A 22748-nucleotide genomic window follows, 5' to 3' on the forward strand; every position below is an offset into this window, starting at 1 on the left:
ATAATTCACCGTTGTTGTCACAGAAATATTCACAATTTTTTAGGTAGGGCTTATTTATTTGATCTAGCCCACACTATGACGGTGCTAAATCTGTAAAACTCTGCACCAGATTGTTACAGGATAATATCTGCAACGACTTCACTAACTACAACCATGAAAAATGGAATATAGAACATAACGTTCTAGGGAGCATGAAAGATGAAAAAGACCTTAATCTCTGCATCAGTAGCCTCAGTACTTACACTAGTTTCTTTTGCTACACTTGCTGAAGGCCCAAGTTTCTATGGTCGTTTAGACTTATCAGTTTCAAGTTCTGATGAAGGCACTACGACTCAAAATGGTAAAGAAGGTACAGTTTTAGAAAATAACTTTTCTCTCCTAGGTGTTAAAGGTAGCGAAAAGGTTGCTGACGGTGTTGAAATTTTATACCAAATGGAATTCCAGGTAGAAAATACGACTCAAGGTGATGATGTATTTAAAGCTCGTAACACTTTCCTTGGTTTAAAAACTAATGCAGGTACAGTGCTTGTAGGCCGTAACGACACAGTATTTAAACAGTCTGAAGGTAGTATTGATTTATTCGGTAACTCAAATGCCGATATCGACCGTTTACTTGATGACCAAGATCGTAAAGCTGATTTGATTTCGTACTACTCTCCAGTTATTGCTGACTTAGTTACATTAAATGCAACGTATTTAATGGATGACAACTATGAAGGTTCTGATGAAGATCAATATGCATTAAGTGCAACTATTGGTGATAAAAAATTCAAAAAGCAAAACTACTACTTCGCAGCTGCGTACAACACAATTGGCGGAACTGATTCTTACCGTGGTGTTGCACAAGCTAAGTTTGGCGACTTTAAAGTGGGCGGTTTATTCCAAAACACTGAAAGCCAATCTACTGACCAAGAAGGCGATACTTTCTTCGTTAACGTAGCTTACAACCTAAACGGCGTTAACTTAAAAGCTGAATATGGTCAAGATGATGGTGGTTTTGGTAAGTACTACACAAACAGTGTCGACACTACAGGTACTGACATCGAAGTAACTCAAATTACTGTTGGTGCTGATTACCGTGTGTCTAAATCAACTTTAGTTTATGGCCACTATGCTATGTACGAAGGTGAGCACACTGTAAACGGTGCAAAAATAGACTTAGAAGATGACAACATCTTCACTATCGGTGCACGTTACGACTTCTAATCAAGTTGATGCACTTTATGGTGTAACACCATAAACTAAAAATGCCAGTCTACTCGACTGGCATTTTTGATTTTTGGCCCCAAAAACTAAGCAATAACTTGATTAAACACTTCCACATGATGCGACTCAACTAACTCTGGCATCACATGATGAAAATAGTGTTCAATGGCTTCTTTAGCGCAATGCTTGTCAAACGCAGCACGGTCGACAAACTTTTCCACAAAGGCGACTTTATTTTCATCTTCCACACTCACATTTAACTCATAGCGAATACAGCCTAGTTCACGACGAGTATCTGGAATTAAGCTTGCTAATGCTGCGACTAACGCATCACGTTGACCGGGCTTGGCAACAAATTGAGCAACACACACTATTTGTTGAGTGTTAATGGCATAATCTGACATTTATCTTCCTTAAAATTTATGAATGGGTAAGCAACATATCAAGGTGTGGTATTCCGTCCTCTAAATACACTTCAGAATTAACCACAAAACCAAGCTGTTGATAAAAGTGGCGTAAATAATCTTGTGCACCGATTTGAATATGATCATCTGGCCAACGCTGTTTTGCAATGGTTATTGCACGTTGCATTAACTGATTTGCGACGCCCTGCCCTCGCGCTGATTTTGCCACTGCAACGCGGCCGATACTGGCTTGTGGGTAACTGATATTGGGCGCTAAAACACGGCTGTAAGCCACAACCTCTTGTAGATCATTTAGGCCGAGTAAATGCCTAGTATGGACATGTTTATCTTTACCATCTAGCTCAGGGTAAGGGCAGTTTTGCTCCACCACAAACACATCTACCCGCAGTTGCAATAAACTGTATAACAGCTCAACATTGAGCTGATCAAAACCAACATCTAACCATGTTAATGTCATCAAATACCCATTCGCCTAAAGATTTATAGCAAGGGTATCATTCAGCAATGGCAATACAAGTCAATTGATACTGATGCTTATCAACAAATACTTAATGCATTTCATTAGGAGCATCTGCCTTATTTGATGCTGCAGGTTTTCGAATCGATAACACTGCCACAACTGCAATAGATAAAAAGCACGCCATAATGAAAAACACATCATTATAAGCTTGAATATACGCTTGTTGACTCATGTTTTGGGCCAGTAAAGCATAAGCTTGTGTATTGGCGCTCACCGCGTCAGAACCTGCACTTTGCAATAACAAAGTGGTGTCATTGATGTATTGGTAAGCTTGCGCGCTCACCGCGGGTAATGATTCTTTTATGTGTGCAAGGTGCACTCGGGCTAAGTTATCACTTAATGTCGCTACCAAGGCAATACCAAAAGCACCACCTAAATTGCGCATGACATTTAATACCGTTGAAGCTGACGCGTTTTCTTGGGCCTTAAGGTGCATGGTCGCCAAAATACCTATCGGCACTAAAATAAATGGTTGCCCCAACGCCCTGACGATTTGTGATGCTATCATTTGATCACCAGCATAATCGGCGGTCATATGGCTATTCATATAATAACTGATTGAGAACAACGCAAAGCCAAAACCCGCTAAATACCGCGGGTCATAACGCTGCATTAATTTTGGCACTAGCGGCAACACTAATAATTGCGGAAACCCCATCCACATAATCACTTCGCCAATTTCAAGCGGGGTATAGTCGTGGATTTGTGACAGGTATAGTGGGATTAAATAAATGGCGCCAAATAGTGCCATACCCAATAAAAAATATGCCACTGTAGACAAGGCAAAATCACGTTGGCCCAGCAACCTAATATTCACTAAAGGTTGGGGTTTACGTAATTGGATCCAAATAAACAAACCGATATTGATGACCGCAATAATGGCGAGATTACGAATAAGATCAGAGCCAAACCAGTCTTTACGATTCCCCTCTTCGAGCACCACTTCTAAACAGCCCATTCCTAGCGCCATCGTAATAATGCCAGAGTAATCGGCATCTTTTAGTTTGTCCCAAATAATGGGTTTTCGCTCCAACCCATACGCCAGCATCACCATCACTAATATGCCCGGCGGCACATTAATATAAAACAGATAATGCCAACTAAACTGCTCAGTTAACCAACCACCTAACGTTGGACCAATAGACGGTGCAAATGTGGCTGTAACGCCAAACAACGCCATACCCATGGCGCGTTTACTGTCGGGTAAAAATTCGAGAATAAGCCGAAAAGCTAATGGAATGAGCGCACCACCAAAGAAGCCCTGTAATGCGCGAAAGGCAATCATCGACTCGAGATTCCAAGACATTGAACACAATATTGATGCAACAATAAACGCTGCTGTGGTCCACAGTAAGTAGCGTCTGGTCGATAAACCCGTGCTGAGCCAACCCGACAACGGAATGGCAATCATTTCGGCCACCAAATACGCGGTCGCAATCCAACTGCTTTCTTCTAACGTCGCCCCTAAACTGCCTTGTATTTCCTTCATTGAGGCATTGGTGATTTGAATATCTAAAATCGCCATAAATGCGCCAATAAGTCCACCCATGACCGCAATCCATGAGCGGTAACTGCCACGTTGATACCCTGTCGGTTTAACATCGGCAACAGCCACTTGAGTTACATCTAACTCTGCCGTTGACTGACTCATATTAACGTCCTGCAGTGACAGTGGTCTTATCGTTAAAGGCCGCTTTGGCTGTAGCATGTGCTTGAGTTGCACTGTGAGTATCAACCTTAACTACGGCGCTCAACCCAGGTAAAATACGCATTGGGGCATTAGCCGCGTGCTTATTCTCAATACGGATCCGTACCGGAATTCGCTGCACAATCTTAGTAAAATTACCGGTGGCATTTTCAGCCGGTAACAAACTAAATTTAGAGCCAGATGCAGGCGCTAAGCTGTCAATAAAACCGGTAAAATCTTCATCAGGGTAGGCGTCTAATTTAACCTTAACTGTTTGACCAGGTTGCATATGCTCAATTTGAGTTTCTTTAAAATTAGCGGTTATCCATACCTGAGAGTCGGGCACTAAGCTAAACAGGGCTTGCCCGGGTTGCACGTACTGGCCCACCAGCGCTCCACGCTTACCTATAATGCCTGAAAAGGGCGCGGTAATTTGGGTGTCGGCTAATTGAATATTGGCTAACTCAAGGCTGGCTTGCGCTTGATCAACGTCAGCTTGCGCTTCTAATAATTGGGCATTAAAAACCGACAATTCACGCTGCTTTGCCACTAATGCCGCTTGTGCTTCATCAACATGCGCCGAAGCAGAATCAAAATTAGCTTGCAGTTGATCAACATCATTTTGCGAACTGTAATTGCTGACTTTCAATTTTTGCGAGCGTGCTAATTGTTGTTGAGCAATTAACTGATCAGATTGCGATGCCACCACAGCCGCTTTGGCCTGATTAATTAAGGCTTGTTGTAAATCCACTTTCGCCGCCAACGTCTGTAAATTGGCTTGCGAACTGGCCAGCACTGCCTGACTTTGAGCCACAAGCGCGACAAACTGACTGTCTTCAAGCTGTGCCAGCACCTCACCTTGATTGACATGCTGATTATCACTCACCGTCGATTGCACAATATACCCCGGTACTTTGACGCTAATGCTTGAAATATCGGTTTCTACATACGCGTTATCGGTCGACTCAATAAAGCGCACCTGTAACCACCAATAAACGCCTGCGATAACAATCGCCAAAATAAGGCTCGGTACAATGATAAAACGTTTATTAATAGACATGCTGAACTCCTAATTTATACCTTCTAGTTTACTACTGTTTCGTGTAATTTATTAGATAGATAGAATTCAACCCACTGTTTCACAGGTGTAACAATATGGATCTCAATCGCGTTCAGATTTTCTCGCAAGTGGTGGAGCAAGGCAGTTTTACCGGTGCCGCAAAAGCCCTAGGAATAACCAAAGCGACGGTGAGTCGTAAGGTTGCTGAGTTAGAAGCCGATGTGGGTGTGCAGCTATTATTCCGCACTACGCGGGCATTAAAACTCACCGAAGCGGGATCGAGTTATTACCATCGAATTAATAAAATTTTACAAGATTTACAAAGTGCAGAAGACTTATTAAGTGCCAGCCAGCAGGACATTAAAGGCAATTTAAAAATCATTTGCCCTATCGAATTGGGGCAATTATTTCTTGGACGTATTTTCGCGCGCTTTCTTGCTGCTTACCCAAACATGACTATTGATGCTGAATTAACTAACCGTAAAGTCGATGTGATTGAAGAAGGAGTGGATTTTCTGTTCCAAATAACAGAGGTTCACGACCCCAAGTTACAGAGTTACTCATTGGTTATCGCCAACAGACAACTGATGGCCAGCCCCGACTACCTTAAACGTCATGGCACGCCAAAAGTTCCACAAGATTTGATCAATCACACTGCTATAAAATTACAGTCAGCACACATCAATGGTGGCTGGCGAATATTTGATGGTAACCAATGGTTCGATTTGGATCCGCCCGCACAACTGAAAGTAAATAACGTCACGTTTGCGCGAGAAGCGGCCATCGAAGGACTCGGCATCACTGCCGTGCCAGTAATCATCGCCCAAGAGGCCATTACGAACCAGCAACTGACACCGATTTTAGAAGACTTTCCAATGGCACAAACTAAAGTGACCTTAAGTTTTCCCCAACGGGTATATATGCCACGTAAGTATATCGTTTTTATCGAGTTCCTTTACGCTGCGCTCATTGAAAATTGGGGCGAAAATGTATTAGAGATCCCCGAATTTATTAATGTTAAAGTACATCAAAATGGCTAAAGATTTTGCGCGTTTTATTATGCTTTTGTAATCTACGATTAGCACTAAATAATCTATATCTATGATAGATATTTTTGTGCAACTTGGTGCTAGTATCGATTTAACCTAGCCACGACAGGATGCTAATTTCAACGCTATATTCGCATAAGTTGTACTTGATATTGTGATTCAAATAATTGTTTAACATTTTTACAGAGTGAACCTAGCCCAGCGCATACACGGAGTAAATAATATGAGCAAAGAACGTAATAACGCCAAAGAGTCGAAGAAGCAGCCACAACTGACGTTAAAAGAAAAACGTGCAGTGAAACAAGCGAAAAAAGCCCCAGCAACTTCTGTTATTAAAGGTAAATAAGACGGTTATCACTTAAGTTATACCAAGATAAAAAAATACCGAGCAACTTGCTCGGTATTTTGTTGTTAAGCGCTAGCCTAATTAGAACAGGTATTTAACACCAATTTTTAACTGCCAAGCCGACTTGTTGATGTCATAACTATTATGGTTATCGGTTTCGATACCATCTTGGCCATAGGGCACTGAATAAGTGTAAACCCCAGTAGCTGCATTGTAATCATGGTCAACCAGTGTTGATGTACCGTAACTTTGGTATTCAACCACGCCCCAATCATCATTAAGCAAATTAAGCACGTTGCTCACATCAAAGTATAAAAGGCCTTTATGATCTTCGGTAAAGCCCGGTAGCTCTTGAGTAAAGCGGAAATCAAGTTGATGTACCCACGGTTGGTTGTCAGTGCCTTTAGGTGCAATACCCCCAGCATACTTACCTAGACCAATCTCATCGACAGCCGCTTTAAATTGTTCGTAAGTTAGCCCTCCATCGTACTCAACATTAGGGTCGTCGGCACCTGTAGGGATATACGGTAAGTAGTATGACGCATTAGCAAAACTTGATTGATCGCCTAGGTTACCGTCTTTATATGAACCTAACACCCAAGTCATCGGGTTACCTTCACGCGCCTCATAGAATAAGTTAAAGCTTGAGTTATAACCCGATACTATTTCAACATCATAACCTAAGCTAAACGTAAAGCGGTGCGGCGTTTCATAATAGCCGGTGCCCATGGTGGTGCTATTACGATCATACTGAACCGGCGTGTACTGATAGTTTGACGTTGCTGTAGAAGATGAACCTTGGTTGCCTTCTTTTACAGAGTTATAAGCATATCCTGCGCGCATGCTTAAGCCCATATCCCAGTTTTTTGCTAATGAAAAACTCAAGGTTTTGCTGGTACCGTCATCATCAGCATTAGTTAGCATAATGTCATAACGGTCAGTGTTACCACCGGCGCCGTCATTGGCGAGTGGGTCCCATGTTTCATACACAACACGACCAGTGTCATCGGTAGTGACTTGACGACGAGCCAAATCAACCCAGGCTAAATCGTTTTCTTTTTGAATGTATAAAAACTCTGCCCCCACAAACCAATCATCACCCAATGCACCAAAATCCCAGGTGCTGTCGACACCGATGCTGGCACGCCAGTCTGACGGTAATTCAAAGTGAGGGTCAATAACATTCACATTACCGTCACCACCGACTAAACCGTTTTGCGCAGCAGAAGGCACATTAGCAAAATCTGGCGTCCCCCAAGCAGAGTCCCAACCATCGTTGTAGCTAAGTAAGCTGTTTCCGTCATTTGAGAAGCTGTTTGAAATCCATACCGTCGGAGAGCCACCACTATATCGCCCTACACCACCATGTATGCTGATGTCTTCTGTTAGTGCATATTGCACGCCTATACGCGGTAACCAAATATCTTGACCATCTAAGGTTTCGTTATTAGCAAAACCATAGCGATCAACAAAATTTTGGTTGATTGCAGGCGAATCAGACATGCTAATGGTTTCATAACGCAAACCAAATGTGAGGGTTAAATCTGCGGTGATATCCCATGAATCTTCAGCAAACAATGCTAACGTGTCCATCTTAAAAGCTGCGCCAACATCGTCAGAATTACCAGATATTGCATTAGAATAGAAAAACTGGTCTACATCACCGTTTTCAAAGTCTTCAATGGTATTAAATGACCAGTTACCTGCCACATTTTGGGCAAACAGGTTAAACACTTCAATGCTATTGTACTGAGCACCAAAGCCAATTTCATGATCGCCTAGGTAATAATCACCCACAAAACGTAGTTCAAGGTTTTGATTATCAAGCTCGTTTGCCTGACGTGATTTATCTGTACCAAATACCACATAATCGCTAGCACGATCATAGGTTTGAACCGACACCATACCGATGCCTAAGTCATCAATGGTTTTCGATTTAGTGGTTGAGTCTTTATAAGCTATTTTAATTTCAGTGCTGAAATCATCAGTCCAATCGCTGTATAAGTTAGCAGCATAGGTTTCTAATGTTTCTTCTTTGTCGTACCAAGTGCTTGATAATTTTAAAGACGATGAGCTTGAGCTCATGTTATTGGTTAAGTTACCGACTGTAGATTGGTAAGTAAAACTCGCACGGTGCTGGTCGTTAATGTTCCAGTCAATTTTAGCTAGAATTTTTTCATCTTTTTCTTGCGGCGTGGTAGTGTAGCCACCAATGCTGTCTAAGCCATAAACTGATTGGGCAATCTGTTCAATTTGCGTTAATTCCGCTGAAGTAATATCCGAGTCGTTTGCATACCCTGCATCGGCTGGCCCCCACTCTGCAGATTTTGGTGCATCGAAGTTTTCATAAGAACCAAAGAAAAACAGCGTATCTTTAATTAACGGGAAACCCACCGTGCCACCAAACGTAGTTTCTTCAAAATCTTGCTTTAACGTTTCACCAGTTTGTTGGTTTTTACCATCACCCGCCATACTGTCGTTAGTGGTTTCCCAAAATACTGAACCTGATAGTTCGTTAGTACCAGACTTAGTGACCGCATTAATTTGCGCGCCCGTAAAACCACCATTGCGCGCACTGTATGGCGATACATTTAACGCCACGCTCTCAACAGCATCAATTGAAATAGGTGAACGTTGTGTTGGGTAACCGTTTGAGTTAAGTCCAAAATCATCGTTTTGCGATATGCCATCAACCACAAAAGTATTGAAACGCGGATTTAAACCCGCCACGCTCATTGATACACCATCTGTGCCAACTACAGCCATTGGGTTTTGACGCAATACGTCTTTTAAATCTCGGTTAAGGCCAGGTGAGTTGGTAATATCTTGCTCGCCAAATTCACTATTGGCCCCCGCTGAACGGTAATAACCCGCACTCCCTACCACGCCAATGCGCTCCATTTCATTTGCATCTTGTAAAGTGCGGTTAAAGCGGAATGTCTCGCCTAGTTGCAAGTAAACACCTTCTTCAACGGTGTCGGCAAACTGATCAGAGTCGACTTTAATAATATAAGGACCACCAACACGTAAACCGCGTGCAGAAAACTGACCATCTGCCGTAACTGGCACTTCGGTAACCGTCCCAGTTGGTTGGTGAATAATAGTAATTTTAGCATCAGAAGCAGCACTTCCTGCTGGCCCCATAATTTGTCCACGTATGTCCGATGCTGTGTCAGCTGCAGATGCAGGCAATGCAACACCCATAGCAAAACACGTCGCTAGCGCCAAACGATTCATTTTATGACTTCGTAACATTTCAGCCCCCTGAAAACTTCTTATATTTTAATGTTTAACCCAATCCGCTGGGCCTTGTATTGAAATGCAGCAAAAACTGCAGGGCGAAGTGTAGGGAGATCATGTTGCATTTTAATGTCAAAATTTGTACAAAAAACAACAATTACGAAACCTAGTGGTTACACAAAACTGTCATAAAGGTGCTGTATATTCCCGTCAAAAATTGCAAGGTTTGTTTGCAGCCAAACAACGCACTAAAAAGAGTGGAAAAATGAGAAAGTCAGTTTGGGTCAATAAAAGCATGATGATAGCGAGCGGGTTATTACTTTCGTTAAGCATCAACTCACCGGCTTTTGCCTTTGGGCAGCTGGGGCATCGTATCGTTGGCGACTTGGCTCAACAACACTTGAGCGATAACGCGAAGCGACAGATTAATCAGCTAACAAATGGGGAAAGCTTAGCGCAAATGTCTACATGGGCAGATGAAATTCGCTCAGATAAAAACTGGCATCATGCAGCGCCCTGGCATTACATTTCAATTGAAGATGATGAAACATGGCAGTCAGTAACACGCAATCCAGATGGCGATATCATTAAAAGCCTACAACTATTTGAAAATGTTCTGAAAAATACTAAAACTAGCCAAAAAGATAAATGGCAAGCGCTGGCCTTTTATGTACATTTTGTGGGTGATATCCACCAGCCTTTACATGTGGGACATCGCCACGATAAAGGTGGTAACACAATTAACGTAAAATGGTTTGGCCAAGAAACCAATTTACACAGCGTATGGGACAGTAAAATCATCGAGCAACAGCAATTAAGCTACACCGAATACAGTGAGTTTTTGAGCCGCATTAGTCAAGGTGAGCGCCAGCAATGGTCAGGGCAAAGTTATTATGAGTGGGCTGAAGAGTCTAAGTTTTTACGTAAAAAAACCTATATTTTGGAGCAAAACTATCAGGGAGAAGATGATTTACGCTTCAATTATGTATTTGTTAATAAACCTATTGTTGAAAAAAGATTGCAACAAGCAGGCATCCGCTTAGCTGAAAAACTCAATGCTATTTTTCATTAATCATCCGTTAAAACAGTTAACAAAATAAAACGGGGATCAATTGATCCCCGTTGTGATTTACGCTATGTCGTTAGTCAATAAGGCTAACGACATAGTGCATATTAGCGTTCAAACTTATGGTATTTCTCGATACCAAATGAACGGCCTTCTGCATGACATGTTGCACAAGATTCGCCGGTAGGTTGAGTAAACCAAGTACCGTCGTTACCAGAGCCTTTTTCTGCACTGATTTCACCACCGTTTAACTCCATGTGATTCAAAGCCTGGTCGCCATTATGACAGGCAAAACAGTTTGCAGCGATTGGACTAGCCATCTTAGTTTGGTCGCCATTATTGAATGCTTTAGCACGTATGTACTGATTAGGTATTGCATTCAAGTCAATGCCATCAGCATGACAAGACACACAGTTAATGGCATTTAATGCCGTGGCAGAGTTGGTAATATTATTGCCATCAGCATCTATTTTAGCGCCAGATAACGAGTTACCAATTCCCCAGTGCATACTGTGTACCATTGGGCCATAACCAGGGGCTGAGTTTGCCGCACTACGATCTTGTCCATTGTTATGGCAAGCAACGCAATCAACACCACCATTATTGTAAGCACCATTTTTGTGGTAGTTAGTTTCACTATTATGACACGTTGTACAGCTATCGTTGGTCACAGCTAAGCGACGCTCATACTCAACAATGTCACCTGTTGTTTGATCAACAGCGTCAGAATAGGCTGTAAATGACATAGACGTTTCACCATCATTTTGCACCCAACCTGGGTAGCTTAATGAAATGCGAGCCGTTGCCATAATACTTGCTTGATCAAAACCACTTGATGGTGATGGGAAACAGTGCGTTCTTGAGCCATCAGCATTATCCGTTTTGATTTCATCGCTACCATGGCCAGCAAATCGACCGACAATAGACTCGTTGTAATAGCCATGTAAATAAGCACCAGCATACACAATCGGCTTACCTATAACGTTGGTCGCACCTGAAGTATCACCATCTTTGTTGTATAGCGCACCAATATTAACTTGGGTCTTAGTGCCACTACTAATGTCAAATAACGACATAGTAGTACACCATACACCTTCATCATTTTTTTGCGGTACAGTGGTTTCTGCGGTGTAACTTACGCGCATCGATTGCAAGGTTTCTAAGCCACTCTTATTTAAGTGGAACTCTCTCGCATCAAACTCACTACTATTACTGTTGCTGATGACTTGGGCATAACTAGAACTGCTAGACGTGTTATGACAGTCTGCACAACCGTTACCAGCAAGGCTAGTGTTCATCACAGGCTCAGCATGACAGGTATAACAGTTAGCTGGTTCAAAATCTTTTTCAAAATTTTGGTGGTTAATGTGTCCAAGCATTTGCATGGTGTTTTTAGCATAACCACCGGTATTTAATGAGGTGCCGTCAGCAGCAACATCACGCGGTACGTTGTTGTGACACACCATACAACCGCCAACAAAATCAACTTCGCCATCGGTATTTAACGCGACATAGCCTGCATGCTTAAGGTCAGACTCGGCATAATCAACATGGCATGCATAACATGTTTCAGTTGTTGAGGTATGCATCATCTCAGGTTTAGCAATAAGCATATAAGGTGACTTGGCAATATCGCCGCCGCCAACTTGTAAACGAATTAACGCTTCAGTGTCAGCTTGCACACCCGCCATTGGTGCAACTAATTGATAGTTACCATTATCAAGTAAGGTTAGCGACGCACCTTCTGTAGGCGATGTACCGCCCACCGTAGCATTACCACCGACACTACCATCTCGGCTGCGTTGCATGCCATTTTCAGTTTTAGCAGCTAAGTATATCGATGCATCTGTTAAGCCAGTGATTGCATAACCTGATTCATTGGTAATACCAAACTCTACTGTAACTTGACCATCAGCAACAACATGGTCGATTAACTCAACATTGGTGGCTGTCGATGTTTTTACTGTTATTGCTGAAGCATCAGTACCAGGTAGACCGGGGGTTCCAGCCTGGCCATCAATACCGTCAACACCATCGACGCCATCTTTACCATCACTGCCACAAGCGACTACGCCCAATGACAATGCGATGAGCAATGCTATTTTGCACATTTTTATTGTTTTCATCTTTCACTCCTGCGTCGCTATAACGACTTATTACTTTATAGGTATCTTACGACCGCGATAGTAGTGCAAGTTGATAAAAGTCAAGGAGAGATAAATCACAATATTTGTGCAATTAAAGTGCAGAAATGTTTAATTGTTGTTAATTCATGAGGTGCTTCATAATATGTAAAAATTGTTGAAAACTTAAGGTATTTTTAAGGAACTGAAGCATTGAATAAATAGCTATTGAGGCTGATTTACACATTATTGCGTATGCATAAATACGCACTTATTTATGCAAATATTGATGACTCCATAACAAAACAAATCTGCCTATAAATGAGTGCGATAAAAACCCAAAAAGCCAGTGATATTAATCACTGGCTTTTTTAATTAAAACGCAAAAACTGACAATTTGTGTTTAACATTATTCGCTGATTATGAACAGCAGCTTTTCTCTTTATTGCCTTTTGGGATCATATCCCACAACACTTTCGCCATTAAGATCGCCAACACAATACCTGAAACAGCTACCACACCTTGCGGTAATAATGCGTGCTCTTCGCCAATTTGTGGCATCACTTTAAAGCCAAAGGTATCAACCAAATAGTTAACCAACACGCCAAAGATTAACGACACACCGATAACACCACCTAAATAACCATAAAGCGCACGTTTGCCTAACTCTTTAGTGACAACACCGAGTGTCGCAATATTAGTTGCTGGGCCTGCCATCATAAATACCAATACTGCACCAGGAGATACACCAGCTAATAACAGTCCAGCCGCAATAGGTGTTGAGGCTGTAGCACAGATATACATAGGAATAGACACAAGCACCATGACTAACATCGCCAAAATACCATCGCCCCACTTCACTAGAAAGTCACTAGGTACATAAGTCTGTACCAAGGCGGCAAAGAACAGTCCGACTAATAACCATAGTGTGGTGTCTTTAATTAAATCCGTGGCCGCATAATGCAAACCAGATAATACTCGGCTAAATACGCTGTTTTGTTTAAGCTCGGTTGCGATGTCTTGAGTTGACGTGCAGCAGCTAGCCTCTGCAGTGCTTTCTGTATGCTCTGCTTTCACTGATGTTGATGCGCAGCAACTGCTTGTTGCGGCGACCTCTGGCTCGACTTTGGTGCTGCAACAGCTTGATTTCACCTCTTTAGGTTGGGTATCAGCTTTATTCGCACAACAACTGCTTTGCTTTGGCGCTTGTTCAGCACTCAACACGTTGGCTGAGGCCATAGGGCTTAATACTGACTCTGCTTTAACTGCGGTCATTTTCACGCCAGCATGTTGCACGATTTCAGCATTGCTGTCGCGGGTACTTGAAGCTGCTTGAGACGGGCTTGATGGACTGGTCTTTTTACTTGCACAGCAAGATGATTCAACTTTAGCCGTTGCACTGCTGTCTGATTGAGCCTTAGCTGTTGCAGGCACACCATCATCGTCATCGCGTCCCACCAACAGCCCCGCCACAATGGCGCTAGTAATAGCGGCAATAGGACGCACTATGGCCATAAACGGGCCCAGCAACACGTAAGATACGGTAATCGAATCGACGCCGGTTTCAGGTGTCGATACCAAAAACGACGTGGTAGCTGCTTTTGAAGCTCCGGCACGGCGTAAGCCAACCGCCGCAGGAATAACCCCGCACGAGCATAAAGGTAAAGGTGCACCTAATAGCGCCGACTTAAATACCGTTTTCACCCCATGTCCACCCAGTTGCTTTTGCATCCACGCCATTGGCACAAACACCTTTAACAACCCAGCTAATACTAAACCCAGCAAAAGCCAGGGGGCGGACTCTAAAAATAAGTGAACAAAATTGGTCAATAACATAATTAGTCCTTATGACCCGAATGAGAGAAATGATGATGTTCTTTTTTGGCAATAATATGTTGATCGGACGACTCTAACGCTTCCAATATCGAGCAATGTTCAGCGCTATCGGGGCCGCCGCAACAGGTGTTCGATAAGCTCTTTAACGAGGTCGCAAAATGTTGTAACTCCGCTAACTTAGCTTCAACCTGTTCAAGCTTAGTGTCAACCAAGCCTTTGACTTCTGCACAGGCTCGGTTTGACTTGTCCACTTCAATAGACAATAGATCGGCAATGTCATTAAGCGAAAAACCCACCGCTTTAGCGCGCAAGATAAACTTCAACCTTTCAGAGTCGTCTTGATTATATAATCGATAGCCTGAATCTGAGCGACTCGAAGGAGACAACAGCCCATGTTTTTCATAAAACCGTAATGTGTCAGCCTTGATGTCGTACAAGGCAGCAAGCTCACCTATTCGATACATAATTTAACCTCAACTCAGAAAGTGATTCAGCTAAAAGTCTCTGAAACTAGCTTAAGTATAAACCTTAGAGTTTAATCCAAGGTCAAGGGTTAGTTATGGTTTATTTTTGATTATCTTTGTTCTCATTTCAATATTGTGAAATCACACAGAAAAAACACCCAATACATGCGGTTTACGATAAAATACGCCCGCCTGATCATAAGACAGTCATCTAGTGGTGTTATCGCAACATCATGAGGGACTTTGGTAAAGCAGACTTCAGACAATTCTGTTTTACGAAAGATCCTTAAAATCAAACTAGTGGACCCTGTACCTACATGAATAATGTCAGACCAATTCGTCGCGCGCTATTAAGCGTATCAGATAAAACTGGAATCCTTGAGTTTGCACAAGCGCTGCATGCACAAGGTGTTGAACTCTTATCAACGGGCGGTACTGCAAAGCTACTTGCAGACAATAATATCCCGGTAATTGAAGTTTCTGACTACACAGGTCACCCAGAAATTATGGATGGTCGTGTTAAAACCTTACATCCAAAAATTCACGGCGGCATTTTAGCCCGTCGCGGCATTGACGAAGTGGTAATGGAGCAAAACGCCATTAACCCTATCGATTTAGTGGCGGTTAACTTATACCCATTTGCTGAAACTGTGGCTAAACCAGGTTGCACCTTAGCCGACGCTGTTGAGAACATCGACATTGGCGGCCCTACCATGGTGCGCTCAACCGCCAAAAACCACAAAGACACCACGATTGTGGTTAACACAAAAGACTACGGTCGCGTGATTGCTGAGATGCAAGCCAACAACGGCAGCACAACGCTAGAAACTCGCTTTGACCTTGCCATTGCGGCCTTTGAACATACCGCTGCTTACGATGGAATGATCGCCAATTACTTTGGTACTATGGTGCCAGCACACAGCAAAGATGAGTGCCACGACGATTCTACATTCCCACGTACGTTCAATTCGCAGTTCATCAAAAAGCAAGATTTACGCTACGGTGAAAACAGCCACCAACAAGCCGCATTTTATGTTGATGCGAAAATTGATGAAGCCTCAGTGGCCAGTGCGATTCAGTTACAAGGCAAAGCATTGTCTTACAACAATATCGCCGACACTGACGCTGCACTTGAATGCGTTAAAGAGTTTGAAGGCCCAGCCTGCGTTATCGTTAAACACGCTAACCCTTGCGGAGTGGCATTAGGCGCTAACTTATTAGAAGCCTATGACCGTGCATTCAAAACCGACCCAACATCAGCCTTTGGTGGCATCATTGCCTTTAACCAAGAGTTAGATGCACAAACGGCCCAAGCCATTGTTGACCGTCAGTTTGTTGAAGTGATTATCGCGCCAACGGTTAGCCAAGAAGCACGTGGCATCGTTGCCGCTAAAGTGAACGTGCGTTTACTTGAGTGTGGTGAGTGGAATACTCAAACCACAACACTTGATTACAAGCGCGTCAATGGCGGTCTGTTAGTACAAGATCGCGATCAAGGCATGGTTAACCTAGACGACGTTAAAGTGGTGTCTAAACGCCAACCAACTGCTGATGAATTAAAAGACTTAATGTTCTGCTGGAAAGTGGCCAAGTTTGTTAAATCTAACGCCATTGTTTACGCCAAAGATGGCATGACAATCGGTGTCGGTGCAGGCCAAATGAGCCGCGTTTACTCAGCGAAAATTGCTGGTATTAAAGCTGCCGATGAAGGTTTAGTGGTTGAAAACTCAGTGATGGCATCTGACGCTTTCTTCCCATTCCGCGACGGCATCGATGCTGCAGCGGCTGCGGGTATTAGCTGCATCATCCAACCGGGTGGCTCTATTCGCGATGAAGAAATCATCGCCGCGGCAGATGAGCACGGTATGGCCATGGTATTTACTGGCATGCGTCACTTCCGCCACTAAATTCCACTTGAAACAAGCAGCCTTCTTTGGCTGCTTTTTTCGTTTAAAGAATCAAATTATTTAGTTTATTAAAAAGGTGAATAAAGATGCAGGTACTTATTATTGGCGGTGGCGGTCGTGAACATGCTTTAGCCTGGAAAGCGGCTCAGTCTGCTCAAGTTACAAAAGTGTTTGTTGCACCTGGTAATGCTGGAACCTCTTTAGAGCCAAAATTACAAAATGTGGCCATTCAAGTTGAAGCCATTGCTGATTTAGTTAAGTTTGCTCAAGACAACAAAATTGAGCTAACCATTGTCGGCCCTGAAGTGCCATTATCATTAGGCGTTGTTGATGCTTTTAATGCTGCCGGTTTAGCGATTTTTGGCCCAACGAAAGGCGCGGCACAGCTTGAATCGTCAAAAGCCTTTACCAAAGACTTTTTAGCCCGTCACAACATTCCAACGGCTGAGTACTCAAACTTCACTGAGATTGCCCCCGCTAAAGCTTATGCGGCTACATTAACCGCTAAAACGGGTTTCCCTGTTGTGATTAAAGCCGATGGTTTAGCTGCTGGTAAAGGCGTGATTATCGCCGCCGATCAAGCCCAAGCCGATGCTGCCATTGACGATATGCTTGCCGGTAATAAATTTGGTGATGCGGGTTCACGCGTGGTAATTGAAGAGTTTTTAAAAGGCGAAGAAGCCAGCTTTATCGTAATGGTAGACGGCAAAAACATTCTTGCCATGGCCACCAGCCAAGACCATAAAGCACGCGACAACGGCGATTACGGCCCTAACACGGGTGGCATGGGTGCATACTCTCCTGCGCCGGTTGTCACGCAAACGGTGCACGACTGGACGATTGCCAATGTTATTCGCCCAACCGTTGATGGCATGGCGGCAGAAGGCAATGTTTACACTGGCTTTTTATACGCTGGCTTAATGATTGCGCCAGATGGCAGCGCTAAAGTGCTTGAATACAACTGCCGCTTTGGCGACCCAGAAACCCAACCGATTATGATGCGTTTACAGTCTGACATTGTTGAGCTTTGCCTGGCAGCCACTCGTGGTGAGTTAGACAAAGTCACCGCAGAGTTCGACTCACGCGCAGCAGTCGGTGTGGTGATGGCCGCTGGCGGTTATCCAGATGCCTACCATAAAGGCGATGTGATTGACGGCTTAACGCTTGGCGATGTAAACGGCAAAGTATTCCATGCCGGCACCGAGATGAAAGACGGCCACGTTGTGACTAACGGCGGCCGTGTATTATGCGCTACCGCATTAGGTAACACGGTAACCGAAGCCCAACAAGCTGCTTACGGTTTAGTGGATGCCATCCATTGGGATGACGTTTATTTCCGTACCGATATTGCTTACCGCGCCATTGCACGTGAGCAAGGTAAAGCGTAAGCCATTCGCTTATTGTGTTAACGTAAAATACTCCCTTCGATGGCATCATCGCAGGGAGTGTTTATTTATACGACCATCAACTTTCTTTAATGCCATGTGAACCCAATAAACACTAACCCCCCTCTTGCATTATGATCATAACGTCCCAGCCAGACTGACCTGCAAGCTTGATATTTCAATTAACGCCAAAGGTTAAACATCATTCACCTTGTTCATAAACACCACTTTACGTGATCTAGATCACAAAAACAGTGCTGTATGAGGTGCACCCTAATATAAAACGAATTGGATAGTGTTTATCAATCTGATTGCTGAACATTACCAAGCCTTATAAATCATTTTGGGAGGACACAATGTCATATTCTATCGAAGACCTTATCTACAAAGGGGAAAAATCAGGCGTACATGGCTGGAATACATTAGCAGGGGCCACTTTTTATTGGCATCCAGATTGGTTACATATTGCCGAAGATGTGACAGGCCACAGTGCGATGATTGACACTCCCCCTGCGAAAGGTAAAACCAACAAAGCAGATGCTGAAAGCGCCATAGTTAACCACCTCAATCACCCCAAGTAACTACTCATATAGAACACTCATATCCCATATCGCGCACTCACATCGTTCATCCGACTGAGTAAAGTGAGAGATCCTAACAAGGGTATCACTGGTTCCACCATATACCCTTAGCGGATATTTATGCGAGCGACCAGTCAATATCAGCATATTTAACCAAGCCAAGTAACTAAGCAAGCACAACACCCCACCACCTCACTTAATACTGTTCATTCAAATCATTGGTTCACGATAACAATATTCGACTTATTGGCCTTTTTTTGTCAGGATGTGGCCTGTTACAAATTCGTTACCAAGTTATTAGAAAAGCATTAAGCCAGCTCACACGAATGAGATATTGGTCAAAATAATAATTATAAAGGAAATCGTATGTCTCAAGCTGAGCCTTCAAAACCGTCGCCATCGAACCATAAACAGCCCACGTTACTCGATGCGCTTATTCCCGTATTTGCACTCATTATCATGCTGGGTGCTGCGGTATATTTATTTTCATCCGACAGCTCATCTGGCGCCAACCAAATCGCATTAGTGTTAGCCGCATGTATAGCAATGATCATTGGTTATAAGAATGGCTACAGCTGGAACCAAATGGAGCGCGGAATTGTTAAAAGTATCGGGGTTGCCACAGGCGCGCTATTAATTTTGTTCAGCGTGGGCTCACTCATTGGCACCTGGATTTTAGCAGGCACTGTGCCAACGATGATTTACTATGGCATGCAAATCCTTAATCCCGATTATTTCTATACCGCTTGTTGTCTATTGTGCGCAGTAGTGGCGTTAAGTATCGGCAGCTCCTGGACGGTTGCTGGTACCCTCGGGATCGCGTTAGTGGGTATTTCGTCAGCAATGGGCTTAGACGTGAACATTACCGCCGGCGCCATTATCAGTGGTGCATATTTTGGCGATAAAATGTCGCCAATGTCTGACACCACCAACCTGGCACCAGCTGTGGCAGGTACCGATATCTTTAGCCATATTCGCCACATGACCTGGACTACAGTACCGAGCATTATTATTGCCCTTATCGGCTTTACTTTTTTAGGCTTAACCGCGGATGCCACCCCGATTGAAAACCAACTTACCGACACTCTGGCGCTATTAGACAAAACCTACAGCCCTGGGCTGCATTTACTCATTCCATTATTAGTGGTGTTGTATTTAGCTAACCGCAGATTGCCTGCTTTTCCCACGGTAATATTAGGCACACTTGCCGGCGCTGCATGTGCGGCGCTGTTTCAATTTGATAACGTGATCGCGTTTGTTCACGACGATACACTCGTACCGGTAGTTGCACTGGTAAAAGGCTTATGGATTGCCATGTTTGACGGTTACGTTGCCAACACGGGTGATGAAGTATTAGACAGCCTATTAAGCCGAGGCGGCATGAGCAGCATGGTGACCACTGTGTGGTTAATTTTATGCGCCATGGCATTTGGCGGTGTAATGGAAGTCACTGGATTATTAAATCGTATTTTAGAAAGCATTCTGACCGTAGTGAGCGGTACCACCAGCCTGATCATTACCACCATTGGGGTGTGTATTGGCGCTAACATCATTACCGCCGACCAATACATTGCGATTGTACTGCCTGGGCGAATGCTGAAGGTTGAATACACTCGCCGTAAATTAGCCGCGGTTAATTTGAGTCGCTCACTTGAAGACTCTGCAACAGTCACCAGCCCATTAGTGCCCTGGAACACCTGTGGCGCCTTTATGGCCAGCACCTTAGGCGTAGCAACCATTGCCTACCTGCCCTACGCCTTCTTTAACTTAGTCTGCCCATTTGTGAGTGCCACTTATGCCTATTTCAACTTCAAAATCGAACCATTAGACGAAACCAAAATAAGCACTGGCGAAGTCGTCGGTTAGCTAAGATGTCGTCTACTCACCTAGAAATAGCAGGTTAACCAAGGCGGTCCTTTAACCAACCATAATGATAATATCCCCATTGCCCAAGGCGCCTTGCTTGGGTAAAGAGGAATTTCGGCAACGCTTGCTGATATAAAGGAAGGTTAGGCAACGTTTCACCGGCAATGCTTTGTGCTAATCGATACGCCGCTTGACTGCTAAACGACACGCCCGCACCGCAATATCCTAAGCTATACCCTACGCTACCTTGACTATACACATGAGGCATATCGTCCATCGCAGCAACAATCCATCCGGTCCAGTTATAGGCTATCGCTTTGCTTGATAAGCTCGGAAAACACTTATTAAGCGCCATTTTTAAGCGCTCACCATATACAGGGTTTGCCGCATCTTTGCCCCACACCGCACCACGACCACCAAACAGTAAACGGTTGTCTGGCAGTAAGCGGTAATAGTATTTTAAAATACGTGTATCCATGGTGACTTGATGCGTATGCAAACCAGCTTGTGCCAGCTCTTGCGCAGTGAGCGGCTCGGTAACAATCACATTGCTTAATATCGGTAAAAACTTGTCATCTATACGCTGATTAAAGCGCTTTGGTGTGTAGCCATTGCCTGCCATAATCACCTTATTGGCAATCAACTCACCATTCGCGGTGATTAAACGATGCTTACCGCCCTCTTCAAGCCACTCTACAACACAAGATTGTTCAGAAATCGTCACGCCTTGGGCTTGTACCATGTCCTTATAACCGAGTAATAATTTAAGCGGATTAAGACCAAAACCGTCTTTTAAGCGTAAAGCGCCATAGGCTTGATGATGGTCTAAATACTGGGCTCGAAAATCATCGCTAGTGATAAACTCAGCGCCGCTGTCTTGGCTATCTGTTAGGTGTTGTTGAATATACTGAGCCGCATTTTGCAGTGTGACCAGGGCTTTGGGATTATGGGCCACTTTTAAGTAGCCAGCTTCTTGCGGCTCACAAGCAATATTGTGTTGTTGAATTAAGCCATCGACGCGCGCGACAGCCTGGGTAAACTCATCATAAATGCCTTTGGTGGTGGCTAAATCCCAGCGTTGGGTCATGGCAGCATAACCCAAACGACCCGAGCCTTTTAACACAAATCCAGCGTTGCGGGCGCTGGCACCAAATCCCACCTGATTAGCCTCTAATACATGGCAATCAATATTAAACTCACTCGCCAGGTAATACGCGGTTAATAACCCGGTATAGCCACCACCAATAATCGCCACATCGGTTTGTTGTCGGCCAGATAATGCGGCTGTTGGTGCGCCTAATGCCTGGGTCGTCGCCCAATAGCTTGGCGCAAAAGGTTGATTGTTAGGATGAGAATTTACCAGCGGATCGTACATATTATTCTTCTTATTAATAAGGGAAATCAGGCTAAAAAACTAACAACATTTCACAGGCGACACAGTGGCAGTCGTGATCGCAAATAACGCACATATACTCTTCGCCCATGTAACGTTGGTGCCAGCGCTGAGGATGTTCGGCAATTAGCTGCCCACCCGCTTTCGTAAAATAACGCACTGCTGCATTATTGGGGCTTTGTTGCCACAAATGGCTCACTCCCGCTTTAGCCCCTTGGGCAATCACTGCCGTTTTAGAGGCTGCTAATAACTGTCCGCCGAGGCCTTTTCCACGGGCAGATTTTGCAATGGTGTTTGACTTGAAATAACACACATCCTCAAATGCAATACCCCACTTATCTACCGTGCACCATTGATCTTGCGGCCATTGCCCAGCGGCATAGGTTAATCTAAAACCAATAAGCTGATCGTTTTCAATTGCGACAAAATTGGCGTTAATACCGTGTTTAATGCCTTTGTAATAAATCGCCGTGAGTTCATCAATGTCCATATAACCACTACCATGAACAATTTCGCCTAAAGCAATCACTGCGTCAAAGTCAGCGTGGGTCAATTCTCTAATCATCATATCTACTATTTTTAGTTGTTTCAGCA

General features: G+C 43.8%; 18 protein-coding genes. 8 read left to right on the plus strand and 10 right to left on the minus strand.

What is annotated here, in order from left to right; genetic code table 11:
- The first annotated feature begins 198 nt into the window (after positions 1-198).
- Complete coding sequence (locus IEY48_RS07410) at positions 199-1206, plus strand: porin (protein WP_188918842.1); 1008 nt, start codon at positions 199-201, stop codon at positions 1204-1206.
- Positions 1207-1292: 86 nt separating this feature from the next.
- On the opposite strand, the gene IEY48_RS07415 is transcribed toward IEY48_RS07410, so the two are convergent.
- The 4 genes from IEY48_RS07415 to IEY48_RS07430 all read right to left on the minus strand — a co-directional run bounded on the left by IEY48_RS07415 (position 1293) and on the right by IEY48_RS07430 (position 4898).
- On the minus strand, positions 1293-1610 hold the full coding sequence (locus IEY48_RS07415) for a putative quinol monooxygenase (protein WP_188918844.1): 318 nt from the start codon (positions 1608-1610) through the stop codon (positions 1293-1295).
- Positions 1611-1626: 16 nt separating this feature from the next.
- A complete protein-coding gene (locus IEY48_RS07420) occupies positions 1627-2088 on the minus strand; it encodes a GNAT family N-acetyltransferase (protein ID WP_188918846.1) in 462 nt (153 codons plus the stop codon).
- Positions 2089-2179: 91 nt separating this feature from the next.
- Positions 2180-3802: a DHA2 family efflux MFS transporter permease subunit gene (locus tag IEY48_RS07425; RefSeq protein WP_188918848.1), complete on the minus strand. Its 1623-nt coding sequence runs from the start codon at positions 3800-3802 to the stop codon at positions 2180-2182.
- A gap of 1 nt (position 3803) precedes the next feature.
- Positions 3804-4898: an HlyD family secretion protein gene (locus tag IEY48_RS07430; protein WP_188918850.1), complete on the minus strand. Its 1095-nt coding sequence runs from the start codon at positions 4896-4898 to the stop codon at positions 3804-3806.
- Positions 4899-4993: 95 nt separating this feature from the next.
- Here IEY48_RS07430 and IEY48_RS07435 point away from each other — a divergent pair, with 95 nt between their 5' ends.
- Both IEY48_RS07435 and IEY48_RS20545 read left to right on the plus strand, forming a co-directional pair.
- Entirely contained in the window at positions 4994-5938 is a 945-nt protein-coding gene (locus IEY48_RS07435; protein ID WP_188918852.1) for a LysR family transcriptional regulator, read from the plus strand.
- A 232-nt stretch (positions 5939-6170) separates the two neighbouring features.
- Complete coding sequence (locus IEY48_RS20545; protein ID WP_261731830.1) at positions 6171-6293, plus strand: hypothetical protein; 123 nt, start codon at positions 6171-6173, stop codon at positions 6291-6293.
- 81 nt (positions 6294-6374) lie between these two features.
- On the opposite strand, the gene IEY48_RS07440 is transcribed toward IEY48_RS20545, so the two are convergent.
- Positions 6375-9548, minus strand: coding sequence for a TonB-dependent receptor (locus IEY48_RS07440; RefSeq protein ID WP_188918854.1), 3174 nt, complete (start codon positions 9546-9548; stop codon positions 6375-6377).
- A gap of 250 nt (positions 9549-9798) precedes the next feature.
- Here IEY48_RS07440 and IEY48_RS07445 point away from each other — a divergent pair, with 250 nt between their 5' ends.
- The gene (locus IEY48_RS07445; RefSeq protein ID WP_188918856.1) at positions 9799-10605 is read left to right on the plus strand and encodes a S1/P1 nuclease; all 807 of its coding nucleotides are present in this window, start codon (positions 9799-9801) and stop codon (positions 10603-10605) included.
- A gap of 101 nt (positions 10606-10706) precedes the next feature.
- Here IEY48_RS07445 and IEY48_RS07450 read toward each other — a convergent pair whose 3' ends face one another.
- The 3 genes from IEY48_RS07450 to zntR all read right to left on the minus strand — a co-directional run bounded on the left by IEY48_RS07450 (position 10707) and on the right by zntR (position 15022).
- Positions 10707-12725, minus strand: a complete 2019-nt coding sequence (locus IEY48_RS07450; protein WP_188918858.1) for a multiheme c-type cytochrome — start codon at positions 12723-12725, stop codon at positions 10707-10709.
- A gap of 417 nt (positions 12726-13142) precedes the next feature.
- Positions 13143-14558, minus strand: a complete 1416-nt coding sequence (locus IEY48_RS07455; RefSeq protein ID WP_188918860.1) for an SO_0444 family Cu/Zn efflux transporter — start codon at positions 14556-14558, stop codon at positions 13143-13145.
- A gap of 2 nt (positions 14559-14560) precedes the next feature.
- Positions 14561-15022: a Zn(2+)-responsive transcriptional regulator gene (gene zntR, locus IEY48_RS07460; protein WP_188918862.1), complete on the minus strand. Its 462-nt coding sequence runs from the start codon at positions 15020-15022 to the stop codon at positions 14561-14563.
- 317 nt (positions 15023-15339) lie between these two features.
- Here zntR and purH point away from each other — a divergent pair, with 317 nt between their 5' ends.
- From purH to nhaC, 4 genes are all read left to right on the plus strand, one after another.
- Positions 15340-16929 carry a bifunctional phosphoribosylaminoimidazolecarboxamide formyltransferase/IMP cyclohydrolase gene (gene purH / locus IEY48_RS07465; protein ID WP_188918864.1) on the plus strand — a complete coding sequence of 530 codons (1590 nt, stop codon included), beginning with the start codon at positions 15340-15342 and terminating at the stop codon, positions 16927-16929.
- Positions 16930-17015: 86 nt separating this feature from the next.
- Positions 17016-18317 (plus strand): phosphoribosylamine--glycine ligase, encoded by a 1302-nt coding sequence (gene purD / locus IEY48_RS07470; RefSeq protein ID WP_188918866.1) that lies wholly within the window; start codon positions 17016-17018, stop codon positions 18315-18317.
- Positions 18318-18670: 353 nt separating this feature from the next.
- Positions 18671-18895: a hypothetical protein gene (locus IEY48_RS07475; protein WP_188918868.1), complete on the plus strand. Its 225-nt coding sequence runs from the start codon at positions 18671-18673 to the stop codon at positions 18893-18895.
- 366 nt (positions 18896-19261) lie between these two features.
- Positions 19262-20761, plus strand: coding sequence for a Na+/H+ antiporter NhaC (gene nhaC / locus IEY48_RS07480; protein WP_188918871.1), 1500 nt, complete (start codon positions 19262-19264; stop codon positions 20759-20761).
- Positions 20762-20795: 34 nt separating this feature from the next.
- Here the strand turns inward: nhaC and IEY48_RS07485 are convergent, their stop codons facing one another.
- On the minus strand, positions 20796-22136 hold the full coding sequence (locus tag IEY48_RS07485) for an NAD(P)/FAD-dependent oxidoreductase (RefSeq protein WP_188918873.1): 1341 nt from the start codon (positions 22134-22136) through the stop codon (positions 20796-20798).
- Positions 22137-22167: 31 nt separating this feature from the next.
- Positions 22168-22722 carry a GNAT family N-acetyltransferase gene (locus IEY48_RS07490; RefSeq protein ID WP_308424890.1) on the minus strand — a complete coding sequence of 185 codons (555 nt, stop codon included), beginning with the start codon at positions 22720-22722 and terminating at the stop codon, positions 22168-22170.
- Positions 22723-22748 lie beyond the last annotated feature (26 nt).

It is taken from the genome of Shewanella saliphila, from assembly GCF_014648295.1.
GTDB lineage: Bacteria > Pseudomonadota > Gammaproteobacteria > Enterobacterales > Shewanellaceae > Shewanella > Shewanella saliphila.